Origin of the sequence: Nonomuraea candida, from assembly GCF_000725485.1 — a bacterium.
In the GTDB taxonomy this organism is placed as follows: Bacteria; Actinomycetota; Actinomycetes; order Streptosporangiales; family Streptosporangiaceae; genus Nonomuraea; species Nonomuraea candida.
Window position 1 is genome coordinate 135,076 of sequence record NZ_JOAG01000004.1, and the last position, 22,503, is coordinate 157,578.

The 22,503-nt window shown below is 73.3% G+C and carries 25 protein-coding genes; 8 read left to right on the top strand and 17 right to left on the bottom strand.

Translation table 11 applies throughout. From position 1 onward, the window contains the following. Position 1: 1 nt before the first annotated feature. The 6 genes from IO39_RS02400 to IO39_RS57365 form a co-directional block, all read right to left on the bottom strand. Entirely contained in the window at positions 2-1,405 is a 1,404-nt protein-coding gene (locus IO39_RS02400) for an LCP family protein (protein ID WP_043615151.1), read from the bottom strand. Between the two features lie 190 nt (positions 1,406-1,595). Then, positions 1,596-1,859, bottom strand: a complete 264-nt coding sequence (locus IO39_RS02405) for a DUF6510 family protein (RefSeq protein WP_043615154.1) — start codon at positions 1,857-1,859, stop codon at positions 1,596-1,598. Between the two features lies 1 nt (position 1,860). After that, positions 1,861-2,586 (bottom strand): ferredoxin reductase, encoded by a 726-nt coding sequence (locus tag IO39_RS02410; RefSeq protein ID WP_043615158.1) that lies wholly within the window; start codon positions 2,584-2,586, stop codon positions 1,861-1,863. A gap of 34 nt (positions 2,587-2,620) precedes the next feature. After that, positions 2,621-3,220: a sulfite oxidase-like oxidoreductase gene (locus IO39_RS02415; protein ID WP_043615734.1), complete on the bottom strand. Its 600-nt coding sequence runs from the start codon at positions 3,218-3,220 to the stop codon at positions 2,621-2,623. 134 nt (positions 3,221-3,354) lie between these two features. Continuing rightward, positions 3,355-4,017 (bottom strand): response regulator, encoded by a 663-nt coding sequence (locus tag IO39_RS02420; RefSeq protein WP_043615162.1) that lies wholly within the window; start codon positions 4,015-4,017, stop codon positions 3,355-3,357. After that, a complete protein-coding gene (locus IO39_RS57365) occupies positions 4,014-5,336 on the bottom strand; it encodes a sensor histidine kinase (RefSeq protein WP_052422352.1) in 1,323 nt (440 codons plus the stop codon). The genes IO39_RS02420 and IO39_RS57365 overlap by 4 nt, the downstream gene beginning before the upstream one ends. Before the next feature lie 250 nt (positions 5,337-5,586). Here IO39_RS57365 and IO39_RS02430 point away from each other — a divergent pair, with 250 nt between their 5' ends. Beyond that, positions 5,587-5,991, top strand: a complete 405-nt coding sequence (locus IO39_RS02430; protein ID WP_052422353.1) for a hypothetical protein — start codon at positions 5,587-5,589, stop codon at positions 5,989-5,991. Beyond that, entirely contained in the window at positions 5,988-7,517 is a 1,530-nt protein-coding gene (locus IO39_RS02435) for a multicopper oxidase family protein (RefSeq protein ID WP_052422354.1), read from the top strand. The genes IO39_RS02430 and IO39_RS02435 overlap by 4 nt, the downstream gene beginning before the upstream one ends. A gap of 90 nt (positions 7,518-7,607) precedes the next feature. Here IO39_RS02435 and IO39_RS02440 read toward each other — a convergent pair whose 3' ends face one another. Next, complete coding sequence (locus IO39_RS02440; RefSeq protein WP_043615165.1) at positions 7,608-8,081, bottom strand: MSMEG_6728 family protein; 474 nt, start codon at positions 8,079-8,081, stop codon at positions 7,608-7,610. A 74-nt stretch (positions 8,082-8,155) separates the two neighbouring features. Here IO39_RS02440 and IO39_RS02445 point away from each other — a divergent pair, with 74 nt between their 5' ends. The 3 genes from IO39_RS02445 to IO39_RS52175 all read left to right on the top strand — a co-directional run bounded on the left by IO39_RS02445 (position 8,156) and on the right by IO39_RS52175 (position 11,858). Then, positions 8,156-10,468 carry a xanthine dehydrogenase family protein molybdopterin-binding subunit gene (locus tag IO39_RS02445; RefSeq protein ID WP_043615168.1) on the top strand — a complete coding sequence of 771 codons (2,313 nt, stop codon included), beginning with the start codon at positions 8,156-8,158 and terminating at the stop codon, positions 10,466-10,468. Between the two features lie 21 nt (positions 10,469-10,489). Next, positions 10,490-11,191, top strand: a complete 702-nt coding sequence (locus IO39_RS02450; RefSeq protein ID WP_052422355.1) for a DUF2267 domain-containing protein — start codon at positions 10,490-10,492, stop codon at positions 11,189-11,191. Between the two features lie 232 nt (positions 11,192-11,423). Further along, positions 11,424-11,858 (top strand): ATP-binding protein, encoded by a 435-nt coding sequence (locus IO39_RS52175; RefSeq protein WP_245641788.1) that lies wholly within the window; start codon positions 11,424-11,426, stop codon positions 11,856-11,858. Between the two features lie 326 nt (positions 11,859-12,184). Here IO39_RS52175 and IO39_RS02460 read toward each other — a convergent pair whose 3' ends face one another. The 5 genes from IO39_RS02460 to IO39_RS02480 all read right to left on the bottom strand — a co-directional run bounded on the left by IO39_RS02460 (position 12,185) and on the right by IO39_RS02480 (position 16,357). Next, on the bottom strand, positions 12,185-13,402 hold the full coding sequence (locus tag IO39_RS02460; RefSeq protein WP_043615171.1) for a TolB-like translocation protein: 1,218 nt from the start codon (positions 13,400-13,402) through the stop codon (positions 12,185-12,187). Then, a complete protein-coding gene (locus IO39_RS02465; protein WP_245641775.1) occupies positions 13,399-13,905 on the bottom strand; it encodes an RNA polymerase sigma factor in 507 nt (168 codons plus the stop codon). Before IO39_RS02465 ends, IO39_RS02460 begins: the two co-directional genes overlap by 4 nt. A 184-nt stretch (positions 13,906-14,089) precedes the next feature. Further along, positions 14,090-14,815 carry a DUF2071 domain-containing protein gene (locus IO39_RS02470; protein WP_211266867.1) on the bottom strand — a complete coding sequence of 242 codons (726 nt, stop codon included), beginning with the start codon at positions 14,813-14,815 and terminating at the stop codon, positions 14,090-14,092. Next, positions 14,812-15,144, bottom strand: coding sequence for a metalloregulator ArsR/SmtB family transcription factor (locus tag IO39_RS02475; RefSeq protein WP_043615174.1), 333 nt, complete (start codon positions 15,142-15,144; stop codon positions 14,812-14,814). Before IO39_RS02475 ends, IO39_RS02470 begins: the two co-directional genes overlap by 4 nt. A 46-nt stretch (positions 15,145-15,190) precedes the next feature. Then, positions 15,191-16,357, bottom strand: a complete 1,167-nt coding sequence (locus IO39_RS02480; RefSeq protein WP_043615176.1) for an acyl-CoA dehydrogenase family protein — start codon at positions 16,355-16,357, stop codon at positions 15,191-15,193. Between the two features lie 173 nt (positions 16,358-16,530). Between IO39_RS02480 and IO39_RS02485 the strand changes: the two genes are divergently transcribed. Continuing rightward, positions 16,531-17,235, top strand: a complete 705-nt coding sequence (locus tag IO39_RS02485) for a DUF4097 family beta strand repeat-containing protein (protein ID WP_169789010.1) — start codon at positions 16,531-16,533, stop codon at positions 17,233-17,235. 121 nt (positions 17,236-17,356) lie between these two features. Here IO39_RS02485 and IO39_RS02490 read toward each other — a convergent pair whose 3' ends face one another. Next, on the bottom strand, positions 17,357-17,965 hold the full coding sequence (locus IO39_RS02490; protein ID WP_043615182.1) for a TetR/AcrR family transcriptional regulator: 609 nt from the start codon (positions 17,963-17,965) through the stop codon (positions 17,357-17,359). 96 nt (positions 17,966-18,061) lie between these two features. Between IO39_RS02490 and IO39_RS56595 the strand changes: the two genes are divergently transcribed. After that, positions 18,062-18,256, top strand: a complete 195-nt coding sequence (locus IO39_RS56595; RefSeq protein WP_043615185.1) for an NAD(P)-binding domain-containing protein — start codon at positions 18,062-18,064, stop codon at positions 18,254-18,256. A 172-nt stretch (positions 18,257-18,428) separates the two neighbouring features. On the opposite strand, the gene IO39_RS02500 is transcribed toward IO39_RS56595, so the two are convergent. Beyond that, entirely contained in the window at positions 18,429-19,298 is an 870-nt protein-coding gene (locus IO39_RS02500) for an NAD(P)-dependent oxidoreductase (protein ID WP_043615188.1), read from the bottom strand. A gap of 49 nt (positions 19,299-19,347) precedes the next feature. On the opposite strand from IO39_RS02500, the gene IO39_RS02505 reads away from it, so the two are divergent. Further along, on the top strand, positions 19,348-19,713 hold the full coding sequence (locus IO39_RS02505) for a MerR family transcriptional regulator (RefSeq protein WP_043615191.1): 366 nt from the start codon (positions 19,348-19,350) through the stop codon (positions 19,711-19,713). A gap of 77 nt (positions 19,714-19,790) precedes the next feature. On the opposite strand, the gene IO39_RS02510 is transcribed toward IO39_RS02505, so the two are convergent. The 3 genes from IO39_RS02510 to IO39_RS02520 all read right to left on the bottom strand — a co-directional run bounded on the left by IO39_RS02510 (position 19,791) and on the right by IO39_RS02520 (position 22,228). Beyond that, positions 19,791-20,867 carry a pyridoxal-phosphate dependent enzyme gene (locus tag IO39_RS02510; RefSeq protein ID WP_043615193.1) on the bottom strand — a complete coding sequence of 359 codons (1,077 nt, stop codon included), beginning with the start codon at positions 20,865-20,867 and terminating at the stop codon, positions 19,791-19,793. 164 nt (positions 20,868-21,031) lie between these two features. Next, positions 21,032-21,601: an EF-hand domain-containing protein gene (locus IO39_RS02515; RefSeq protein ID WP_052422358.1), complete on the bottom strand. Its 570-nt coding sequence runs from the start codon at positions 21,599-21,601 to the stop codon at positions 21,032-21,034. A gap of 348 nt (positions 21,602-21,949) precedes the next feature. Continuing rightward, the gene (locus IO39_RS02520) at positions 21,950-22,228 is read right to left on the bottom strand and encodes a MerR family transcriptional regulator (protein ID WP_245641789.1); all 279 of its coding nucleotides are present in this window, start codon (positions 22,226-22,228) and stop codon (positions 21,950-21,952) included. Positions 22,229-22,503: the final 275 nt, after the last annotated feature.

The window sequence follows — 22,503 nt, forward strand, 5'->3', positions numbered from 1 at the left end:
GTCAGGTGGCGCAGGAGTCGTGGGTGGCGTCGAAGCCCTTGATCGCCTCGGTGTCGTCCGTGCGCAGGGGCTTGAGCCCCTTCCAGTCGTCGCCGATCACCAGGATCAGCCGGTTGGTGCGCGCGCCCGGCATCGCCCGGGTGGCCGGGCGCCGCAGGTCGCCGGTGAGCGTGGGCACGCGGGTCTCGCCGTTGGGTCCGTAGACGACCGTGGTCTTCGCGTGCGGCTTGCTCCGGGTGTCGCCGATCTTGGCGATGTGGTAGCCGCGCTGCTCCAGGAAGGCCGCCACCTCGGTGGCCAGGCCGCTGCGCCAGGTGCCGTTGCGCAGCTCGATCTGGATCTTGGAGCGGCTCACCTTGGCCTGGCCGCCCTTGATGCCCTCGACGCTCTGGTCCCTGGCCACGATCTGGAACAGCTTCCTGGCCTGCGGCTGCACCCACTCCACCCGGCCCGGCTGGGTGAGCGAGTAGTGCCACGGGGTGGTGATGAAGCGGAGCCTGCCGATGTCGAGCCCCTGGAGGCTGACCGCGAGGTCCGTCATCACGCCCGTGGTCAGGCCGCGGTCGGTGGTGATCGACTTGGTGGCCGCGTCGAGGAGGGACATCAGCTTGGCGGGGTCGGTGAGCGTCTCGCCGCTCATCGCCTTCTTGGCCATCGAGGCGATGAACATCTGCTGCCGCTGGATGCGCCCGATGTCGGAGCCGTCGCCGAGCGAGTAGCGGGCGCGCACGTAGCCGAGCGCCTGCTCGCCGCTGAGCGTCTGCCGGCCGGCGGGCAGGCGCAGCAGCGCCTTCTTGTCGTCGACCGGCTCGGGCAGGCAGACCTCGACGCCGCCGACGGCGTCGACGATGCCCTTGAAGCCGGTGAAGTCCACCTTCACGAAGTGGTCGATGTGGATGCCGGTGAGCGACTCGATCGTCTTCCAGGTGCAGCCGATGCCGCCGGAGTTGAACGACTCGTTGATCATGCCGAGGTGCGCCTGCTGGCCCGGCAGCCCCCGGGTGGCGCGGCACGCGGGCAGCTGCACGAGCGAGTCGCGCGGGAAGCTGATGACCATCGCGTTGTCGCGCTTCGACGACACGTGGGCCAGCATGATCGTGTCGGTGCGCTCGCCCGCGACCCTGCCGTATCGGGCGTTCTTGCCGTCGCGCTGGTCGGAGCCGACCACCAGGATGTTCATCGCGGTGCCCGCGACCTTGGGCGGGCGGGTGGTGCCGAGGTCGTCGGGCGCGAGGTCCTCGTAGGTGATGTTGCCGGTCAGGCGCGCGTAGACGGCCACCGCCACGCCAGCGACCAGGAGGACGACGGTCACCGTGACCGCCAGCACCCAGCGTAGCCAGCGGCGGCGCCGCCGCGGTGGCGCGTCCGGCCCGGAGGGCGGCGCGTCGACTAGCCCGCTGCTCACGTGACTCCAACAAGGACGGGGGCCGCGGGCGGCCGCCCATGGCCAAGAGCCTCGCCGTACAGATCTCGGCCGTTGATCGTGCCCGAGTGTACTCAGTCGGGCCCGATCCCGCGTCCTCACCGGCCGATCCGGACCGTTCACGGGTCCCGGTCCGCACGGTTCCGGCCGCTCGTCCGTGCCGGGCGCGCTGTCAGTCGGGGACGTTCAGGCGCAGGGACACCATGCCGCGCAGGTCGAGCCAGGCCGAGCCGGGGCCGCGCACCAGGCGGAGCACGACCTCCTCGCAGCCGGGGCAGCGGGCCACCAGGCCGGGGTCGGGACCATAGACGCGCAGCGAGGCGACGGGGCCGGTCAGGCCGCAGCTCGCGCAGCGGCCGGTCGCGGAGGTCATGTCCACGGTGAAGAGCTCGCCCAGCGGGCCCGCCAGCGCGTTGCCGTCGAGATGTTCGGTCATGTCAGCCTCCGGTCGGGCCGAAACGTTCGGTTCTGATGCGCTCGGGCGCGTGCCCGAGCGCGAGCAGCAGGTCGGCCGCCGCCTCCACGAAGCCGGTCGGCCCGCACACGTAGCACTCGGGCTCGAACGAGGCCGGCCAGCCCCCCTCGGCCAGGTCGTCCAGGCCGATCCGGCGCGCGGGCCGGGCTGCGCCCTCCGGCGCGGACCTGGTGTAGAGGTAGGTGACGTCCAGCCCCGGGTCGGGGCGGCGCAGCTCGCCGGCGTAGTAGCGGCGGGCGGGGTCGCGCAGGGAGTACAGCAGGCGGAAGGGCGCGCGGCTGCCCGCCTGCCTGCGGGCCCGGATCATGGCCATCAGCGGCACGATCCCCGACCCGCCGCCGACCAGCAGCACCGGGCTCTGGTCGGCCGGCCGCCAGACGAACCAGCCGCCCACCGGGCCGCGGATCTCGACCTGGTCGCCGACCCGCATGTCCTCCGTCAGGTACGGCGACACCTCGCCGTCGGGCACCGTCTCCACGGTCAGCTCGATCAGGTCGCCGTCGGCCGGCCCGGCCACCGAGTAGCTGCGCTGCGCCGTGTAGCCGTCCTCGGCCGTCAGCCGCACGTCCACGTGCTGGCCCGCCAGGTGTCCCGGCCAGCCGGGCACCCGGAAGCGCAGCGTGCGCGCGGTGGCGGTCTCGGCGGAGCTGTGCACCAGCTCGGCCGGCCGCCAGGTCAGACGGCGCACCCGGGCGTCCCTTCGTCCAGCGTCGTCACCATGCCTAGTCGCCCTCGTAACGCTGCTCGCGCCACGGGTCGCCGTAGTTGTGGTACCCGGCGGTCTCCCAGAAGCCGGGCCAGTCGTCGTTCAGCAGCCGGATGCCGCGGACCCACTTGGCCGACTTCCAGAAGTACAGGTGCGGCACGATCAGCCGGGCCGGGCCGCCGTGCCGGGGCTCCAGCTCCTCGCCGTCGAAGCGGTGCACGATCCACGCCTTGCCGTCGAGGAGGTCCTCCAGCGGCAGGTTGGTGGTGTAGCCGCCGTAGGAGTAGACCAGCGCGTACTCGGCGGCCGTCTCGACGTCCTCGAAGAGCACGTCGAGCGAGACGCCCTCCCAGGTGGTGTCCAGCTTGGACCACTTGGTGACGCAGTGGATGTCGACCGTGGGCGTCTCGGCGGGCAGCGCCATGAACTCCTCCCACGACCAGCGGTGGGTCTGCTCCGCCTCGGTGTCGATGGCGAACTCCCACCGGTCGAGCGGGACCCGCGGCGTCGGGCCCGCCGACAGCACCGGAAAGTCCTCGACCAGGTATTGTCCCGGCGGCAGCCGGTCTCCCGCGTCTCTGCGTTTGCCCCGAAAACCGCGCGAAATGATGCTCACGTCGCCTCCCGAGGCCATTTCACCACGGGCCCGTCGAAGGGGGACCGCCGCCCCGTCCGTGGCGGCACGGCCAGGGCGATCAGCGGCCCGGCCGTGCGCGACCAGAGGGACTGGGCGTGACCGGGCAAGGGGGATCAGCGGCCCGCTCTTGGGGTGACCAGGCCCGACTCGTAGGCGAAGACCACGAGCTGCGCGCGGTCGCGGGCGCGCAGCTTGGTCATCGCCCTGCTGACGTGGGTCTTGGCGGTGGTCGGGCTGATCACCATGTGCGCGGCGATCTCGTCGTTGGACATGCCCCGCGCCACCAGGGCCGTCACCTCGCGCTCCCGGTTGGTGAGCACGTCCAGCCCCTGCGGCTCCGGCTCCGGGCGGCGCGCGACGAACTCGCCGATCAGGCGGCGGGTGATCGAGGGCGACAGCAGCGCGTCGCCGCGCGCCGCGACCCTGATGCCCTGCAGCAGGTCCGCGGGCTCGGTGTCCTTGACCAGGAAGCCGCCGGCGCCCGCGCGCAGGGCGTCGAAGACGTACTCGTCGAGGCCGTAGTTGGTCAGGATCACCACGTGCACGCCGCTCAGCCGCTCGTCGGCGGCGATGCGGCGGGTGGCCTCGATGCCGTCCATCACGGGCATCTGCACGTCGACGAGCGCCACGTCGGGCAGGTGTTCGAGGGCGAGCGCGACGGCCTGCTCGCCGTCGGCGGCCTCGGCCACCACCTCGATGTCGTCCTCGGCCTCCAGCAGCGCGCGGAAGCCGCCGCGGATGAGCGCCTGGTCGTCCACCAGCAGCACCCGGATCACGACCGCGCCCCCCGGCCGCCGGGTTCCGCCCGCCCGGCGAGGGCCGGGGCGAGGGGGAGCTCCGCGCGTACGGTGAAGCCGCCCTCGGCGCGGGGCTCGGCGCGCAGCCGGCCGCCCAGGGCCGTGACGCGCTCGCGCATGCCGGTCAGGCCCACGCCGGGCACGGGCGGCGCGTCCCAGGCCGCCTCGCCGTCGTCGTCCACCTGCACGACCAGCTCCTCGCCTCCGTAGTCGACGCGCACCCGGGCGGCGGCCCCGCCCGCGTGCCTGGAGACGTTGGTGAGCGCCTCCTGAATGATCCGGTACGCGGCCCGGTCCACCTCCTCGGGCAGCGTCCTGCGCCGGCCCGAGACGGTCACCGTGGCGCACAGCCCGGCCGACCGGGCCCTCGCCACCAGGTCCCCGAGCCGATCGAGCCCGCTCCTCCCGGCCGCCCCCGCTTCAGGGCCGTCCGCACCAGGACCGTCCGCACCAGGGCCGTCCGCCGCAGGGCCGTTGGCAGCAGGGCCGTCCGAGCCCTGGCCGCCGGCGCCCGGGCGGTCCGTGTCAGGCCGGTCCGTGTCAGGCCGGTCCGGGCCGTCGTCGGTGTCGCGCAGCACCTCCAGGGTGGCGCGCAGCTCGCGCATGGCGTCGCCGCTGGCCTCCTGGATGGCCAGCAGCGCCGCGGGCACCTCGTCGCCGCGCTTGCGCGCCAGGTGGACCGCCACCCCCGCCTGCACCTTGATGACCGAGATGCTGTGGGTGAGCGAGTCGTGCAGCTCCCTGGCGATGCGCAGCCGCTCCTCGCCCGCGCGGCGGCGGGCCACCTCCTCGCGGGTCCGCTCGGCCTCGGCGGCGCGCCGCTCGACCTGCTCCAGGTACGCCTGGCGGTGCCGGGTCACCGTGCCCGCCACCCCGGCCGCCACGAACCAGCCCAGCAGCAGCGTCGTGTCCTGGAAGAGCTCCTGCCGGTCGCCCTCGGGCGCGCCGGCCAGGCCCACCGCCAGGCCGGCCAGCAGGAACACGCCCCCGGCCAGCGCGGGCGGCAGCCGGTGACCGGCCCTGACCGAGCTGTACACCGCCATCAGCACGGGGAAGGCGGCGGGCGGGCCGGGCTCGGCGTGCGCGGCGTACACGAGCATGCACGGCGTGGCGATCAGCAGCGGCACCAGGGGCGCCCGGCGCCAGGCGACCAGCGCGAGCGAGCTGGTCAGGACCGCGGCCAGGTCGAGGACTGACATGGCCGGCTCGGTGACCACGGCGACCGAGAGCATGGCGGCCACCAGGGCGGCGACGCCGGCGTCCACGGCGAGCGGGTGCCATCCGCGCAGAAAGCCCATGCCTGCACATTAGGGCCTGCCGCGCCGGGAGTCGTCGGCCGTGGGGCGGAGCCACTACTACTACGGGAGTGGTCACCCGGCCCGCTCCTACTGCCCCGGGCGTAGTGGCGGAAGTCGCCCGGTGCGGGATGTCCGGCGGCGCCTGCCCGGACACGATGGCGGCAACGCCGTGAAAAGCCGAGAAAAGCACCGGAATGTGCGGAGCGGTAGGCGGCGTGGCAAGCAACGGAGCACTGTTGGGAGACCCTTCATGAGCGCGCAACACACCATCGCCGCCCGGCCGTCACAGGCGGCCTGGCCCATGCAGGTGCTGCGGGCGGTGGCCGTCCTGCACGTGGCGGCGCTGCTGTTCCAGGCGGTGACGGCGGGCATGCTGCTGTCCTCGCCCGGCGGCCGGGGGCTGCACGCGGCCTCCGGCATGGCCCTGGCCGTCATCGGGCTGCTCCACCTGGCGGCGGCGATCCTGGTCTGGCGGCCCGGCCGCGGCCCGGCCGCCTTCATCGCGCCGGCCGCGCTGCTGCTGGTGTTCACGATCGTGGCGGCCGTGCTCGGCGAGATGCACGTCAAGACCGTGCACCTGCCGCTCGGGGTGCTGCTGTTCGGCGGCGGGGTCGCCCAGCTCATCCGGGTGATGGCCCGGCCGGGAGCGAAATGAGCCACGGGTTCGCACCGCGGCGGCCGGCCGGGATCGCGCCGGCCCGCCGCGGCCCGGCCGCGCCGACCCGGCGCGAGGCGCTGCGGCTGCTCGGGCTCGGGGCCGTGGCGGCGGGGGGCGTGGCGGGGGCGCAGGGCTGCTCGCTGCTCGCGGGCACTCCGCAGCCCCAGCTCCTGGCCGGCACGGCGGCCCTGCCCAAGCCGTACGCGGTGCCGCTGCCGATCCCCCAGGTGGCCAGGCCGGTGCGCAGCGAGGCGGGCGTGGACTACTACGAGCTGACCGAGCGCGCCGCGCAGGCCGAGCTGCTGCCGGGGCTGCGCACGACCATCTGGGGGTACGACGGCACCTTCCCCGGCCCCACGATCAAGGCCCGCAGCGGCCGGCGCACGGTCGTCAAGCTGATCAACCAGCTCGGCGAGCCGACCGTGCTGCACCTGCACGGAGGGCACACGCCGCCCGAGTCCGACGGCTACCCCACCGACCTGGTGGCGCCGGGGGCCTCCCGTGAGTACGTGTTCCCGCTGGAGCAGCGGGCCGCCACGCTCTGGTACCACGACCACCGCATGGACTACACGGGGCCGCAGGTCTGGCGCGGCCTGGCCGGGATGTTCCTGGTCGGCGACGCGGAGGAGGAGGCGCTGCCGCTGCCCTCGGGGGAGCGGGACCTGCCGCTGCTGATCTGCGACCGGTCGTTCGCGGCGGACGGCACGATGCTGTACCCGGCGCTGGAGGGCAGGCCGGGGGTGCGCGAGGCGTACATGGGGGGCGTGCTCGGCGACGTGATCCTGGTCAACGGGGCGCCGTGGCCGGAGCTGGGGGTGGCCAGGGCCCGCTACCGGCTGCGGTTGTGCAACGGCTCGAACGCGCGGGCGTACGAGCTGGCCACCGGCGGGCCGATGGTCCAGATCGGCAGCGACGGCGGGCTGCTGGCCGCGCCGCGCACGGTGCGGCGGATCAGGCTGGCGCCGGGGGAGCGGGCCGACGTGGTGGTGGACTTCTCGGCGTACCGGGTGGGGCAGCACGTCGAGCTGCGGAACCTGGCTGGGGAGGGCCCGCAGGCCCGGGTGATGCGCTTCGCGGTGGAGCGCGACGAGGGCGACGAATCGGCGGTGCTGGCGAAGCTGTCCACCGTGGAGGCGCTCGACCCGGCCAGGGCGACCGTGACGCGGGACTTCGAGTTCAGCAGCGGCAGCATGCACGGGGGGACCGGCTGGCTGATCAACGGCAGGCCGTTCGACGCCCGGCGGATGGAGGCCAGGCCCAAGCTGGGGGACATCGAGGTCTGGCGGCTGACCAGCGACGTCGCGCACCCGGTGCACGTGCACCTCGACCAGTTCCAGGTGGTGTCGGTCAACGGGGAGCGCCCGCAGGGGCCGCCGGAGTGGAAGGACACCGTCGAGCTGCGCGACGCCCAGACCGTCGAGATCGTCACCCGCTTCACCGACTACAGGGGCCGTTATGTCCTGCACTGTCACAACCTGGAGCACGAGGACATGGCGATGATGGCCGCCTTCGAGGTGGTGTGATCAGCCGGGCGGCCTTTCGAGGTGGTGTGATCAGCCAGGCGGCCTTCGAGGTGGTGTGATCAGGGCGCGAGTGCCGCGGGGAGGGTCCGGTCAGGCGGGCAGGCGGTCGGAGCGGGGCCAGACGTAGTCCAGGTCGTCCGGCTCCTCGTCGCCGAAGACGGGCCGGTAGAAGCTGGGGTCCTTGCGCAGCAGCGCCGAGCGGTGGCTGCGGTGCAGGGCCTCGTCGCCGAGCCAGGGCGGCAGCTCGCCGGCCGCGTCCAGGCCGGGCTGGGTGCGTACGACGGGGGTGCCGCGGAGCCGGGCCAGCTCGGTCGTCATCGTGCTGGCGCAGGTGTCGGATCGGCCCATGGAGCACCAGTGGCCGCACACCTCCAGGCCGTAGCGGACGAGCGCCTCCTCGTACCCGGCCCACATCTTCACCACGGGGTGGTGACGCCAGCCGTACCCGGGGACGGTGAGGGCGCGCAGGATCTGCAGGGTCTCGACGCGCTGCTTGCCCAGCCGCAGCGGGTCGAGGACCGCCGCGGTCGCCGCGAAGTCGGGATATGGCAGGAATGTTTGCATCGGTCCCCCCGCTGACGTGCGCCCCCTCGCCGGATCGTATAGACCGCCCGCCGGACGGCGCTCACAATCAGGCCATGGGAGAGCCTTATGTCGGCGCACGGACGCCGCGCAGGGAAGACGCCCGGTTGCTGACGGGCAAGGGCAGGTACGTCGACGGCATCCGCCTGCCGGGCACGCTCCACGCGTACGTGGTGCGCAGCCCCGTCGCGCACGGCCGGCTGCGCGGCTGCGACGCCAAGGCGGCCTGGGCCGTCGAGGGCGTCGTCGACGTGATCACCCCGGCCGAGGCCGCCGACCTCCGCCTGCCCTGCGTGAACGTGCTGCCCGGCCAGCAGATCACCTCCTACCGGGCGCTGGACGACACCGTCAGGTACGCCGGCCAGCCGCTCGCCGTCGTCGTCGCCCGTACGCCCGAGGCCGCCAGGGACGCGGCCGACGTCCTCGACCTGGACCTGGACGAGCGGCCCGCGGCGGTCGGGGCCGAACGGGCGCTCGCGGACGGCGCGCCGCTGCTCTACCCCGAGCTGGGCAGCAACGTGATCTTCGACTTCGCGATGGGCGACGCCGACTGCGCGGCCGTGATCGACGGGGCCGAGCACGTGGTCGAGATGACGTTCCGGACGGGCCGGGTCTCGCCGTACCCGCTGGAGCCGCGCGGCGTGGCCGCCCGCTACGCCGACGACGAGCTGACCGTGCACATCTCCACCCAGGCGCCGCACCACGTGCGCGAGCACCTGGCGGAGGCGTTCGGGCTCTCCCACGACCGCGTCCGCGTCATCGGCCGCGACACCGGCGGCGGGTTCGGCGGCAAGGAGCACGTCTACCCCGACGAGGCGCTGATCTGCCTGGCCGCGATGCGCGCCGGCCGGCCGGTGAGCTGGTCGGAGTCGCCGGGCGACCGGCTGTCGGCCACGCTGCCCGCGCGGCAGGCCGTGCACCGGGCGCGGCTGGCGCTCGACGGCGACGGGCGCTTCCTGGCCATGGACGTGGACGTGCTCGGCGACCTCGGCGCCCATCCGTCCAACACCGGAGGGTCCACGTTCGCGGTCACGGCCACGCTGCTGCCGGGGCCGTACCGGTTCGACCGGTTCGCCGTGCGCGTGCGCGGCGTCGTCACCACGACCACCCCGACCGGCTCCTACCGCGGCTTCGGCCAGCCCGAGGCCGCCCTGACCAGGGAGCGGCTGATCGACGAGGCCGCGCGCAGGCTCGGGATCGACCGCGTCGAGCTGCGGCTGGCCAACATGCTGGGGCCGGACGAGCTGCCGTGCACCACGCGCGCGGGCCAGAGGTACGACTCGGGCGACTACCCGCGCGCCCTGCGCACGCTGCGCGACCTCGTGCGCCCGGTCGCCAAGGACGACGGACGCCGGCGCGGCGTGGGCTACTCCTGCCACGTCGAGAGCACCGGCATGGGCCCTTCGATGGACCTCAAGGCCATGGGCGCGCTGGCGGGCGGCTACGAGACGGTGGTGCTGCGCATGGAGCAGGACGCGTCCGTGGTGGTCAGCTCGGGGGTGGCCGCGATGGGGCAGGGCATCGAGACGGCGCTGGCCCAGCTCGCCGCCGACAAGGTGGGGGTGCCCATCGAGCGGGTGCGGGTGGTGCTGGGGGACACGGCGGCGACGCCGTACTCGTCGATCGGGTCGATCGCGAGCCGCTCGCTGACGGTCGGCGGCGGGGCGCTCACGCGGGCCGCCGCCCGGCTGCGCGGCAAGCTCCTGGCCATCGCCGCGCACCGGCTGGAGGCCGCGGTGGAGGACCTGGAGCTGGCCGAGGGCGCGGTACGGGTGAAGGGCGACCCGCACGCGTCGCTGCCACTGGCGGAGCTGGCCACCTCGGCGTGGCGCGGCTGGGACCTGCCGGACGGCGTGGCGCCCGGCCTGGAGGAGCGCGACAGCTACGACCCGGCCGGCTACGCCTTCGCGTACGGGGCGCACGCGGCGGCCGTGGCCGTGGACACCGAGACCGGGGCGGTCGAGCTGGAGGGCTACTGGGTGGTCAACGACTCGGGGGTGCTGGTCAACCCGGCCGTGGTGGAGGGGCAGATCAGGGGCGGCGTGGCCCAGGGCATCGGGGAGGCGCTGACCGAGGAGATCGTCTACACCGACGACGGCCAGCCGATCTCCGACTACCTGCTGCCGACCACGCGCGAGGTGCCGGACATCGAGGTCGTGATGACGCAGACGCCCTCGCCGCTGACGCCCGGCGGCATGAAGGGCGTCGGGGAGGCCGGCACCATCGGCCCGCCCGCCGCCATCGCCAACGCGGTCGCCGACGCCGTCCCGGAGATCGCGCACGCCGTCACGAGCGTGCCGCTGACCCCGGCCGCCGTGTGGTCCCTGCTGGAGGTGTCGAGGCCGCTGACCTGGGAACGAGGAGCCTGAACGCCGAATCGGGGGTCCATCATGGAATACCGGGAGCTGCTCCACGCCATCGGCCGCATGACCGGTCTGGAGGCCGGGCCCGCCAGGGCGGCCGCCGAGGCCACGCTCACCACGCTGGCCCGCACGCTCGACGAGGACGACCGCCGCCTGCTCATCGACGCGCTGCCGCCCGAGCTGACCGACGACTTCCCGATGGACCGCCCCGGCAACGACGGCACCGAGGAGGGCTTCGTCCGCCAGGCCGCGCTGCTCGGCCGCCGTCCGCCCGAGCAGGCCAGGCTCAGGGCGCAGGCCGTGCTCGCCGCCGTGGCCGAGCAGGAGCCCGAGCTGGTGGCCCGGCTGCACATCCCCGAGCAGGTGCGCGGCCTGTTCGAGCCGCCGGAGAGCGGTGGCGGCGTCACCGGGCCGAAGGGGCACAGCGCCCCGCTGACGGAGGCCGAGGTCGACGCGGCGCTGAGCACGCTGCCGCGGTGGAGCGGCGACCGGTGCGGGCTGAGCCGGGTCATCTCGCTGCCGGTCGAGAACCTGCGCGCGGTGCGGCGGGCGCTCGACCGGCTCAAGATCACCTACGGCCGGCAGCCGCAGCTCCACGACAGCGCCGACGGGCTCGTCGTCCTGGTGCGCACGGTGTCGGTGGGGGCGGTGACGGCGCTGGACGTGGAGCTGGCCAGGCGCGTGGACGAGGTCATCGAGGAGATCGGCGCCGGCATCGGCCGCCCCTGAGCTCGCGGGGTCACCCGGCCTGGGTCGGGACGGGCGCATGCGCATGCCGGAAATAACCGGAAATTATTGGCGAAGCTTTGACCCGAAGGGGCCATCTCATACGTACACGTTTCGACAGCGTTGTACGTCAACACATAGGCAGGTCCTCTTGTTAAGTGAAACGCGCATTCGCTGCCCCTCGGCCCAGGAGAAAGATGCCATGACCAGGCTGCCGTCGACTCGCCGGAGCCGGATGCAGTACGCCTGGCCGCTGTACGAGGACGTACGGACAGTGGGTCGGGCCCGTGTCATCGTACGCAGGGAATTGTCACAACTCTCCCTTTCCTCCGAACTCGTGGACGACGCCGTTCTCATGGTGAGCGAACTGATCACCAATGCCTTCATGTACGGTGACGGCCCGTACGAACTCGTGCTCCAGGTGGACGCCAGAGAGATCATGTGGGTGGTCGTGGACAGCAGCCCGGTCCTGCCCGCCACCGCGCCCGACGACCTGGCCGCCGAGCACGGGCGGGGCCTGCGCATCGTCGCCAGGCTCTCCGACGGCTTCTACGGCTGCCACCCGCAGCGCTACGTCACCGTCCCCGACCTGGTCGGCAAGGCCACCTGGTTCGCCCTGCCGCGGCACGGCTCGACCGGCAACGTGGTGCCGATCCGCGCGGGAGTGTGACGGCCCGCACCTGCGGCGCCGGTGGGGCAGGCCTGACCGGCGCGTGACGACAAGCCGGGTCGGCCAGCACGCTGCCCGAGATGCCCCGGGGTCGTGCGTGACGACCGTGCGCTCGGCCGCCAGCGCCTCGGCCAGCGGCACGAACTCCGCCCCGGCCATCGGCGCGCCGGTCAGCACCAGCAGCGGCCCCGACCCGCGCACCTCGTAACGCAGCCGTACGTCCGGGCGCTCCACGATGTGAGTGGCGGTCGTCATGACGGTCATCCCCCTCGGGGGAAACGCTGTCGGAGGAAGGACCGCCACCGGCCGGGAAACTCATCGGCGTTTCACCGGATGCCGCGCAGATTCACCAGCACCTGCTTGTCGCCGCGCTTGTACCAGATCAGCGCATCCTGCACGTGGACGGTGGGGAACGCCTTCTCGCCCCTGCGGGTGGGGTGCGTGCCGAGCAGGCCGGTGCGTCCCGTGGCCAGGTCGTGCACGGAGCTGCCCCGCCTGCCGTCGCCGTCCCGCTGGTGGAGCAGGACGAAGCGGCCGGCGGACGGGCCGGGGGCGCCGGAGCTCTGACCGGGCAGCTTCCGCAGCCCGGTGCCGTCGCGCCGCCACGACTCGATCATGTCGTAGCACCACGTCACCCCGCAGCCGAGCCAGGCGTCGCGCCCCGAGGGGTGCCTCGCGCGGGAGGTCACCTTGCCCGTGCGCAGGTCCAGGAGTTGCTCCATGGGACGCGTGCCCGGTCGTCCGATCGGCATCTCCGGCTCGGGCCGCCCCGCGTACGGCCACTCGAGCAGGTGGTGGCCCTTGGAGCCGGGGAGCTGCTCGGGGCGCCCGCCGGTCAGCGGCACCCGGTGGACCCCGCCGCCCGGCGGCGACCACACGGCCATGCCCTCCGCGATGGCCAGGTCGATCCCCTCGTAGCGGTTCTCGCTCCGCACCGCGGGGAACGAGGTGACCAGTCGCGGCGCCCCGCCGGTGAGCGGCGCCGCCCAGATCTGCGTCTCGCCGTCGTCGAACGCCTGCCACGCCACGACCCCGTCGCCCACGACCACCGGGGAGTTCATCACGTTGCCGTCCCGCAGCGGCGCGATCCGGGTGAAGACGCGCCTGCCGACGTCGTACGACCAGATCCCGTCGAGCCGGTTCCTGGTCAGCCCCCGCCCCACGACGACGCGGCCCGTGACGAACACGTCCGGCTTGAACACCCGCCCGCCCGGGCCCGTGGCGGGGATCACGTGCACCGCCGCCGGCCACACCCTCTCGACCGGTGGCGCGAGCGGCCCGACGTACGCCTTCGGCCGCTCCGACGTGGCGGGCTGCCCCGTCGAAGTGGGCCGCTGCGCGGGCTCGGGGGGCCGCGCCGTACGCGTCCCCAGCGCGGTCGCCGCCACCACGACCGTGATCACCACGATCACGGCCACCACCGCGGGCGCCCACCGCGGCCCGCGGCCCCGCGGTACGGGCAGCTCGCGCGGCAACCCGTCGTCCACCACGCTCTCCGCCCTCGCCCGCAGCGCGTCGGCGAGCCGATCCTCGATGCTCGTCATGCCCCACCTCCCAGTTCGCGCTGGAGCCGGCTCAACGCCCTGACGGCGGTGGACCTGACCGTGCTCTGCCTCAGTCCCATGGCGGTCGCGATGTCCGCGTCGGACAGGCCCAGGTAGTAGCGGAGCACGAGCACCTCGCGCTGCCGCGACGGCAACCGCCCGAGCGCCGTCAGCATCTCCTGCCGCGACTCGCCCAGCAGCGCCGCCGCCTCGGCCGACGCCTCCTCCAGGTCGTCCCGGCGGTTGCCGCTCAGCGCCGCCCACCGGGCCGCCACCCCGCGCCGGCGCAGCAGGGAGCGCGAGGCGTTGAGCACGCACGTACGGATGTAGGGCAGCGTGAGCTGCTCGGCCCGCTTGCCGTGCAACCTGGAGAACACGTCCTGCACCACGTCCTCGGCGCTCTCCCGGTCACCGACGAGCAGGACGGCCAGGCGCACCAGGGCGAGCCGGTGGTCGCGATACAGGCCCGCCAGCACCGTGTCGGGGCCGGGTGGCCGGGACACGCGGGGAAGCGTCTCACCGTTCATGCTCAAGGAACGCCCGACCCTCCCGATCCGCTGCTCGCCCCGGCGCGGCGGTTCGGATCCCGTCACGACGCGGGGCGGTTCGGGCAGGTCGGGCAGACGTGCTTCGGGCCAGGCCCGGCGTACGGCGGTTCAGGCTGCTCTGGCGCGGGGCGGGGCCGGATCAGGACGCCGCCATCGCGGGCAACGGGTGCCACACCGCCGGCACCTCCCGCATGACCAGGGCGCAGTCCAGTGTGGCGCTGCCCGCCGGGAACCGCGCGCGGTCCTCGAAGAACGAGGAGCGCGCCGCACGGACCCGGCAGGCCTCGACGCGCCACTCGCCGGTGCGCAGCTCCATGCCGTCGAGACGCCGCCCCGCGCCGGCCGGGGAGAACCCCTTCGCCCCCGCCCGGAAGAAGGCGGAGGCCCGCTCCAGGTCGGGGAAGAGCACGCTGCCCCGCAACTCGCCGATCACCTCCACGGTGACGCTCACCCGGGTGTCACCGGACCGGGTGACGTAGGAGACGTCCAGCTCGTCCGGCGTCTCCCGCACCCGGAAGTCGGCCCGCCCGTGCTCGCCGGGGAACACCCGTCCCCCGGCCCAGGCGTTGACCGGGGAGGCGGTGTCGCGCCGCGGGATGTACACCCCGGTCTCCACCCCCTCGGGCCCGTCCCACTCGACCGCGATCCGGTGCGCGGCGTTCTCGCTGCGCAGCCCCACCGCCCGGGGCGCCCACGCGGGCCGTACGTCTCCCAGGCGCACCAGGCAGATCCCCGCCACCGCGTACCCGTTGACGAGCTGCGGGCGCAGCGCCCCCGGCAGCAGGCGCGCGGCGGCCTCGGGGTCCAGGCGGTAGTTCACCAGCAGGCGGCGTTCGACGACGGTGGACAGGCGGGGATGTCTCACGGGTGCTCGCTCTCCTCGGTCCGGCGCCACCTGGTGTGGCGCAACACGATCTGCTCCGGGCACACGGCGCTCAGAAACCGCCCGACACAGCTCGCCAGCCGCTCCTCGACCAGCGTGTAGAGGATGCGGTTGCCTTCACGGCGCTCGCTGACCAGCCCGGCTCCCTTGAGCACGCCGAGGTGGCGCGAGATGGACGGCCCGCTGATCGAGAAGCGCCGGGCGATGTCCCCGGCGGCCAGCTCCCCGTCTCTGAGGTCCTCCAGGATCTGGCGCCTGGTGGGGTCGGCGAGTGCCCGGAAGACACTCGCCTCGTCGGGTGAACCAGTCATGTTTCGATATTTAGCACAATAGCTAAATATCGAAAAGCCCTTTTCCTCATCCTTCCAGGTCGAAGACGAACCAGGTCTGGTTCGGGGCCAGGCCGGCCAGCTCCCGGCCGCACTCCTTGAGCACGTGCGGCCCGGAGGTGATGTGCGCGGCGCCGGCGTGCACGTCCCTGAACAGCCGCTGCACGAGCCCGTCGCGCAGCGCCGACGTGCCGCCCGACGCGTACACGAACCCGGCCAGCTCCGTGAGCGTCGAGGTGACGTGGTTGAGCGCGAGCCGCACCATCGTCTCCTGGCGCACGGTGAGCGGGCGCCCCGCGTCCAGGGCGTGCTCCACGTCGTCCCACGCCTCGTGCACCAGCGCCCGCGCCGCGCGGAACCTCGCCTCGGCCCGCGCGAAGTCGGCGTGGAAGGCGTCGCTGCCGGCGATCTGCCCCGGCCGGCCCGCGCGCGCCGAGGCGTGCCCGGCCAGCTCGTCGAGCAGCCTGCGGCCGGTGCCCAGCGCCCAGCCGGAGTGGCAGATCAGCGCCTGGTCCAGCAGGCCGAGGCGGTAGAGCGCGCCGCCGCGCAGCGGCTCGTTCGTGGTGAAGACGTGGGTGTACGACTCCGGCACGAAGGCCCCGTCGATGGAGTAGTCGATGCTGCCCGTGGCGCGCAGGCCCAGGACGTCCCAGTTGCCGAGCTGCTTGACGTCTTCCATCGGGGTGATGAAGATCCGGACCTCGCCGGTGCCCTCGACGGCGCCGGCGCTGTGGGCGTACTGGGCGTGCGGCATCCCCGAGGCGAAGCTCCACCGGCCGCTGAGCCGGAACCCGCCGTCCTCGCGCACGGCCACGCCCGGCCGCGTGCCCTGGCCCGCGATCAGCGGCGTGCGCGGCGCCTGGAAGATCCGCTCGACGGCCTCGTCGCCCAGGTACGCGCCGGCCGTGCCGTTCTCCAGCGTGGTGGCCATGACCACCCAGCCGGTCGAGGGATCGGCGTAGGACAGCTCCGCGAACACGTCGAGCAGCTCTCTGGGGGACGACTCGGCGCCTCCGAGCGGCTCCGGAACCCAGACGCCGAAAAGTCCCGCCTCGTGCAGGGCGTCCACGACGGTGTCGGTCAGCCTGCCCTGCGCCTCGGCCGCGCCGGACTCGCGGTCGACCAGGGTGCGCAGGTCGCGGGCGCGGTCGCGCAGGGTGGTGCCGGCATGGTGGAGTCGCGGCGTATCACTCATTCCAGGTGCTCCTGTTCGTGATAGATCGTGCGGCGTGCCTCCTTTCCGTGAGATCACGTATGCCGCCGAATGTCCAGAGCATCCGCCACGGCGGTATCCCGGGGGCGCCTCAGGGACGTTCTCAGGGATCTCACCGACGCCCGCTCTGCCCCGATGGTCCAGAATCGGACGTCATGAGGATGAAGCGCGCGGCCCTGATCGCCGGCCTGCTGGGTATGGCGGTGGCACTGACCGGCTGCGGGGCGGGTGTCCAGGGGGAGACGGACACCGCGTCGTACGAGGTCGACGACCAGGTGCGAGCGCTGCGCGTGACGGCCGACTCCGGCACCATCGAGGTGGTGGAGTCGCAGCGGCAGGGCGTTCAGGTGACCGAGCGGCTCACCTGGCGCAAGAACAAGCCGAAGACCAGCCACCAGGTGCAGGACGGCACGCTGGCCCTGACCTTCGACTGCCCGGCGAGCTGGGGCCTGGGCGCCATCGGCACGTCCTGCGACGTGAGCTACCGGGTCGAGGTGCCCAGGGGGCTGCGCGTCGAGGTCGGCTCCGACTCAGGGGACCTGACGCTGAAGGGGCTGTCCGGCGAGCTGGACGCCCGGTCCGACTCGGGCGCGATCAGGGCCGAGGGGCTCGCGGTCAAGCAGGCCGTCGCCAAGACCGACTCCGGGGACGTCGAGCTGGCCTTCACCGGCTCGCCCGACAAGGTCACGGCCGCCTCGGACTCGGGGCGGGTCGAGGTCGGGGTGCCTCAGGGGGCGTACAACGTGGTCGCCAGGACCGATTCGGGCGCCAAGGACGTCAAGGTGCCCACGGACCCGTCGGCGCCCCGCCGGATCGAGCTGACCAGCGACTCCGGCGACCTGGAGGTCCGCACCTCCTGACCTGACCGCCGCACCTCCTGACCGCCACGCCCCGCCCTCGCCCGCCCTCGCGGCCCGTCACGGGAAGTCGACCCGTCACGGGGGCCGATCCGCGTGCGGAGCCGGGCCGCGCGGAGCGGGCTCAGCCGGAGGCGGGTCGCGTCGCGCCGCCCCGGTGGGAGTCGATGAGCACGGCGAGATGCCGGCCGGCGATCTCCAGCGGCGTCTCGCTCTGCGACACCTGCGCCGACAGCTCCGCCCCCTCCAGCAGGTTGATCACGGTGTGGGCGAGCTCCCGCGCCACGTCCTCCGCGAACCCGGCGCGCGCGAGCTTCTCGCGGACCAGGGCGCGCCAGCTCTCGTAGGCCTCCTCGGCGGCCTGCTGGATCTCGGGCGCCCGGCCCGTGCTCTCCAGCGCCGTGGTGGTGACGGGACAGCCGTCCAGCCAGCCGGACTCGCGCAGGTCCTTCGCCAGCGTGCGGGTGCAGGCGATCATCGCCGCCGCCGGGTCGTCCTCCTGCTCGAACGCCACACGCAGGAACTCGGCGAACTCCGCGGCCCCGTGGCGGACCGCCTCGACCGCCAGCTCCCGCTTGCCGCCGGGGAAGAAGTGGTAGACCGAGCCCAGCGTGGCCCGCGCCTCCTGGGAGATCTGCTTGAGGCCCGTCGCCTCGTAGCCCTGTCGCTGCATCAGCTGCGCGGTCGTCCGGACGATCCGCTCCCGGGTGCCGAGCTCGTGCTGGGTCTTCATGACACTGATCGTACTCGATAGAGCGTTCGTTCCAGTCCTGTGCTACGGTCTCGGCTCTGGATAGAGCGATCGTTCTAATGCAGGGGAGACCTCCGTATGAAGTCCGTGACCGTGCTCGGCCTGGGCCCGATGGGGCAGGCCATGGCCGGCGCCTACCTCGGCCGGGGGTACGACGTGACCGTGTGGAACCGCACGCCGGCCGCCGTCCTGGAGGTCTTCCGCAAGGGCGTCGCCGCAGGCCGGGGCCAGGACAGCCTCACGAGCCTGGTGGAGGTGCTGCGCCGGTCCTGACACCCGACCGGGGCCGGCGTCAGCGGAGGCGTCCGCCGCGGAGGTGCCCGGCCCTCGCGAGCACCCTGCGGCGGACTCCGGCCTCGACGAGCATCCTGCGGCGGACTCCGGCCTTGACGAGCACCCCCTGCGGTGGCCCCCGGCCTTCACGAGCGCTCCGGCGGCCCGTCGCTCACGAGGGCTTGCCGAACTGCTCGACCAGCGCGGCGTAGCCCTCCTCGCCGCGCCCCTCGGCCACGGCCCGGTCGGCGAGCGCCTTGACGAACCTGGGCAGCTCGGTGCTGACGCCGAGCGACTCGCTCTCCTCGATGAGATTCCGCATCGCGGCCAGGTGCACGTCGATGGTGGCGTCCAGGGGAGGGTAGGAGCCCTCGTCGATCTGCCGCGCGTAGTCGGGCAGCCAGCCGGCCACGCTCTCCATGCTCTTGACGGCCAGCGGCGCGAACGAGGCCGCGTCCAGTCCCGCTGCCCGGGCCAGCGCCGCCCCTTGCAGGAACCCGTTGAGCGTGCTCCACATCAGGCCCAGCACGCCGACCTCGTACAGCGCCGCCAGCCCGGCGTCCTCCCCGAGGTACACCGTCTCCGCTCCCAGCCCGCGCAGGACCGGCTCGTACCGCTCGAAGGCGGCCCGCGAGCCGCTGCAGACCAGGACGGCCTCCGCGGTCCCGACGGCCGCGGGCGTCGCCATGATCCCGCCGTCGAGGTACGCGCCCACCCGCCCGGCGAGCTCGCGCGCCGCCCCCGGCGTGCCGGAGGTCAGGTTCACCACCGCGCGGTCGCCGAGGTCCACCGGGTCGAGCAGCTCGCGCACGGCGTCATAGTCCGTCACGCAGACGACCACGAGCGGGCTCGCCGCGACCGCCTCCCCGACCGACCCGGCGAGCACCGCCCCCCGGGCGACCAGCTCGTCCGCCTTCTCCGCCGTACGGTTCCACACCGTCGTCCGATGCCCCTCGCGCAGGAACGCCCCGGCCAGCGCCCGCCCCATCGCCCCCAGCCCGATGACCGTCACGGAGACCTGTTCTGCTGTCTGATTCGTCATGGCAGAATCGTCAACCTTCACACCGGTATGAAGGTCAAGGGGGACGCGCGTGCTGATCGGAGAGCTGAGCCGCAGGACCGGGGTGCACGCCCACCAGCTGCGTTACTACGAGTCCCAGGGCCTGCTGAAGCCCTGCCGGGGAGCCAACGGCTACCGCGAGTACACCGACGACGCCGTCCTGACCGTGACCCAGATCAGAAGGCTGCTCGCAGCGGGGCTGTCGACGCAGGAGATCGCGTACCTGCTGCCCTGCGCCACCGGCGTGGACCCCGACCTCGAGCCCTGCCCCGAGGCCATCGACCTGCTGCGCGCCCGGCTGAGCGGCCTCGACGACCACATCGACACGCTCACGCGCACCCGTGAGGTCCTCAACGACGTCCTCGCCGCCACCGAGGAGCGCCTCGCCCGGCGCTAGCCTCCAGGGGGCCTGCGCGTGCTTCGTCCCGGCCCGAGAGCCACCGGGGCCACCGCGTCCGCCCGCGTCAGCCCAGGTCAGGGCGCGCACAACGCGGCGAACCTGTCGGCGTCGACGTTCCCGCCGGAGATGATGACCCCGACCCGCCGCCCGCCGCGTCCCGCCGCGCTTCCGCCCGGACTCGCGGCGTCCCCGCCCGGGCCCGCCGCCTTCCCGCCCGGATCCGCCGTGGCCCCGGCCTGATCCGTCCCGCGCCCGCTCGGGCTCGTCACGCGGCCGGACAGCAGGGCCGCCAGGCCGGTGGCGCCGCTCGGCTCGACGACGATCTTCAGCCGCTCGAAGGCGAAGCGCATGGCCCGGCGGATCTCGTCATCGGTGACCAGCTCGACCGCGTCGACCAGCCGCTGGATGATCGGGAAGGTCACCTCGCCCGGGACGGGCAGCGCCTGCCCGTCGGCGATGGTACGCGGCACGTCGATGGTGATCCGCCGGCCCGCCTCCAGGGAGCGTCTGGTGTCGTCCCCGGCCTCCGGTTCGACGCCGATCACCCGGAGCTCGGGGTACAGGCCCTTGGCCGCGGTGGCGCTGCCGGCGATCAGCCCGCCGCCGCCGACCGGCACGACGAGAGCGTCCAGCGGGCCGGTGTCCTGGAGGAGTTCGAGTGCCGCGGTGCCCTGCCCGGCGATCACGTGCGGGTGGTCGTAGGGCGGGATGAGGGCCAGGCCCCGCTCGGCGGCCAGTTCCGCGCAGAGCGCGCCGCGGTCACCGCGGTAGCGGTCATAGGTGATGATCTCGGCGCCGTAGCCGGCGGTCGCCCGCAGCTTCGACGGCGGGGCGTCCTCGGGCATGAGGATCACCGCGCCGGTGCCCAGCAGCCGGGCGGCCAGGGCGACCGCCTGGGCGTGGTTCCCCGAGGAGTAGGCCGCCACGCCCCTGGCCCGTTGCTCCTCCGGCAGGCGCGAGACGGCGTTGTAGGCGCCACGGAACTTGAACGCGCCCACCCGCTGGAAGTTCTCGCACTTCAGGAACACCTCGGCGCCGACCATCCGGTCCAGGGTGCGTGAGCGCAGCACGGGAGTGCGGTGCGCGACGCCCGCGATCCGTACGGCGGCGGCGCGGACGTCGTCCGGGGCGACCGGCGGGGTGTACGTCATGGCGTCTCCCTTCGAGTTGACCGTCGTCCCACCAGACTCCCGCGCCACCGCCTCGCCCTCGACCGCGCCCCCCGTACGACGACCGCACGGCGGGCCGGCCGGGGTCAGGCCCGGTCCAGTCGCGGTTCAGGCCCGGGTCAGGCCCGGCTCAGGCATGGGTCGGGTCAGTAACGACCGAACAGCAGGTTGGCCGGCTCGGCCGCGGAGTCGCTGCGGTAGAAGGACTGGTTGGCGGCCACGATCTCGTCGGTGGTGAGCTGCCCGTCGCCGTCGGCGTCCAGCGCGTGGAAGCACTTCTCGGCCTCGGCGGCGGAGACGCCGAAGATGCCGATGAGCTTGGTGAACTCGGGCAGGGAGAGGGTCCGGGTGAAGTCGGTGTCGGCGAGGTCCACCACGGCCTGGGCGGCGGGCTTGATGGCACGGTCGAGGACGTCGCTGCGGCCGATCATCCCGGAGATGACCGCGCGCACGAACTCCTCCTGGGTCACCTTGCCGTCGCCGTCCGCGTCGCTGGAGTAGGCCAGGGCCCGCCACAGCTTCAGGTACGCCCCGCGCAGCCGCTCGGCGACGGGCGTGCCCTCCTGCCCCGGGTAGGCGTCGAGGAGCCGCTGGATCAGGCCTTCGTAGTCGGCGCGGGTGATGGTGCCGTCCTGGTCGGCGTCCATGAGCTGGAACCGCCTGGCGATCTTGCGCTTCTGCAGGGTGCGGTCGATTTCCTGGCTTTCGATGGTCATGGGGGGCGTTTCTCCTTGTCGATGGTTTGGCAGCTGTGCCGGATCGGGGGTCCGCGGGGCCTGGCGTCGCAGGCTTCCGGGCCGGTTCGGGGGTGATCTGCTTGAAGGGCGCGGTCGATCCCGTCAAACGATCACCGGCTGGACCCTCGGGCAACGTTTCTATCACGCTCCGTAAACGGTGACTACTGTTAGTGACAACGGTTGCGGGGGCACGGGCTCGCGAACGAGGCGCACGTCCGGCAGGGACCGCTGTCCGATGAAAGGGGCGGCTGTCCGATGGATGGGCCGCGCTGTGGCCTGGCCGGCGCAGTCGTGGGCCAGGCCGCAGAAATGACGACGTCGCCGGGCTCAGCCCCCGGCCGTACGCCCGCGTCCGTGCTCGCGCTCGTACTCGGCGTTGAGGCGCTGCGCCTCGGCGAGCTGGTCTTCCAGGATGATGATCCGGCACGCCGCCTCCACGGGGGTGCCCTGATCGACGAGTTCCCGGGCCCGTGCGGCCAGGCGCAACTGGTAGCGGGAGAAACGACGGTGACCGCCGCTGGAGCGTTTCGGCTCGATCAGATGGGCCGCGCCCAGGGCCCGCAGGAACGTCGGGGTGACCCCGAGCATCTCGGCGGCGGCGCCCATGCTGTAGGCGGGGTAGTCCTCATCGTCGAACCGGTCTTCATTGGAGGTAATCCTGCCCTGAGCGAGCGTGTCACCCTCGGCAGCCGAGCGACGTTGATCCATACATTCCTTTCTCACCACACGCACAGGGGGCCCCGGCGCATGCTGCGCCGGGGCCCCGAAGAGTTCAACACCATCTACCGGCCATGCGGCCGGCTTACTGTTATGCGCGTCCGCCGTGCTGAACGGCGGGAATGCGCGGATCGCGGATGCGTGACCGTAGACCACCTTCCTAT

Coding starts and splice junctions, on each gene's coding strand:
- IO39_RS02485 (WP_169789010.1), top strand. CDS start 16,531: ATGAGGATGAAGCGCGCGGCCCTGATCGCCGGCCTGCTGGGTATGGCG.
- IO39_RS02475 (WP_043615174.1), bottom strand. CDS start 15,144: ATGACTGGTTCACCCGACGAGGCGAGTGTCTTCCGGGCACTCGCCGAC.
- IO39_RS02435 (WP_052422354.1), top strand. CDS start 5,988: ATGAGCCACGGGTTCGCACCGCGGCGGCCGGCCGGGATCGCGCCGGCC.
- IO39_RS02510 (WP_043615193.1), bottom strand. CDS start 20,867: ATGACGTACACCCCGCCGGTCGCCCCGGACGACGTCCGCGCCGCCGCC.
- IO39_RS02490 (WP_043615182.1), bottom strand. CDS start 17,965: ATGAAGACCCAGCACGAGCTCGGCACCCGGGAGCGGATCGTCCGGACG.
- IO39_RS02430 (WP_052422353.1), top strand. CDS start 5,587: ATGAGCGCGCAACACACCATCGCCGCCCGGCCGTCACAGGCGGCCTGG.
- IO39_RS02440 (WP_043615165.1), bottom strand. CDS start 8,081: ATGCAAACATTCCTGCCATATCCCGACTTCGCGGCGACCGCGGCGGTC.
- IO39_RS02445 (WP_043615168.1), top strand. CDS start 8,156: ATGGGAGAGCCTTATGTCGGCGCACGGACGCCGCGCAGGGAAGACGCC.
- IO39_RS02480 (WP_043615176.1), bottom strand. CDS start 16,357: ATGAGTGATACGCCGCGACTCCACCATGCCGGCACCACCCTGCGCGAC.
- IO39_RS02515 (WP_052422358.1), bottom strand. CDS start 21,601: ATGACCATCGAAAGCCAGGAAATCGACCGCACCCTGCAGAAGCGCAAG.
- IO39_RS52175 (WP_245641788.1), top strand. CDS start 11,424: ATGCAGTACGCCTGGCCGCTGTACGAGGACGTACGGACAGTGGGTCGG.
- IO39_RS02500 (WP_043615188.1), bottom strand. CDS start 19,298: ATGACGAATCAGACAGCAGAACAGGTCTCCGTGACGGTCATCGGGCTG.
- IO39_RS02460 (WP_043615171.1), bottom strand. CDS start 13,402: ATGACGAGCATCGAGGATCGGCTCGCCGACGCGCTGCGGGCGAGGGCG.
- IO39_RS02405 (WP_043615154.1), bottom strand. CDS start 1,859: ATGACCGAACATCTCGACGGCAACGCGCTGGCGGGCCCGCTGGGCGAG.
- IO39_RS56595 (WP_043615185.1), top strand. CDS start 18,062: ATGAAGTCCGTGACCGTGCTCGGCCTGGGCCCGATGGGGCAGGCCATG.
- IO39_RS57365 (WP_052422352.1), bottom strand. CDS start 5,336: ATGGGCTTTCTGCGCGGATGGCACCCGCTCGCCGTGGACGCCGGCGTC.
- IO39_RS02450 (WP_052422355.1), top strand. CDS start 10,490: ATGGAATACCGGGAGCTGCTCCACGCCATCGGCCGCATGACCGGTCTG.
- IO39_RS02520 (WP_245641789.1), bottom strand. CDS start 22,228: ATGGGCGCCGCCGCCGAGATGCTCGGGGTCACCCCGACGTTCCTGCGG.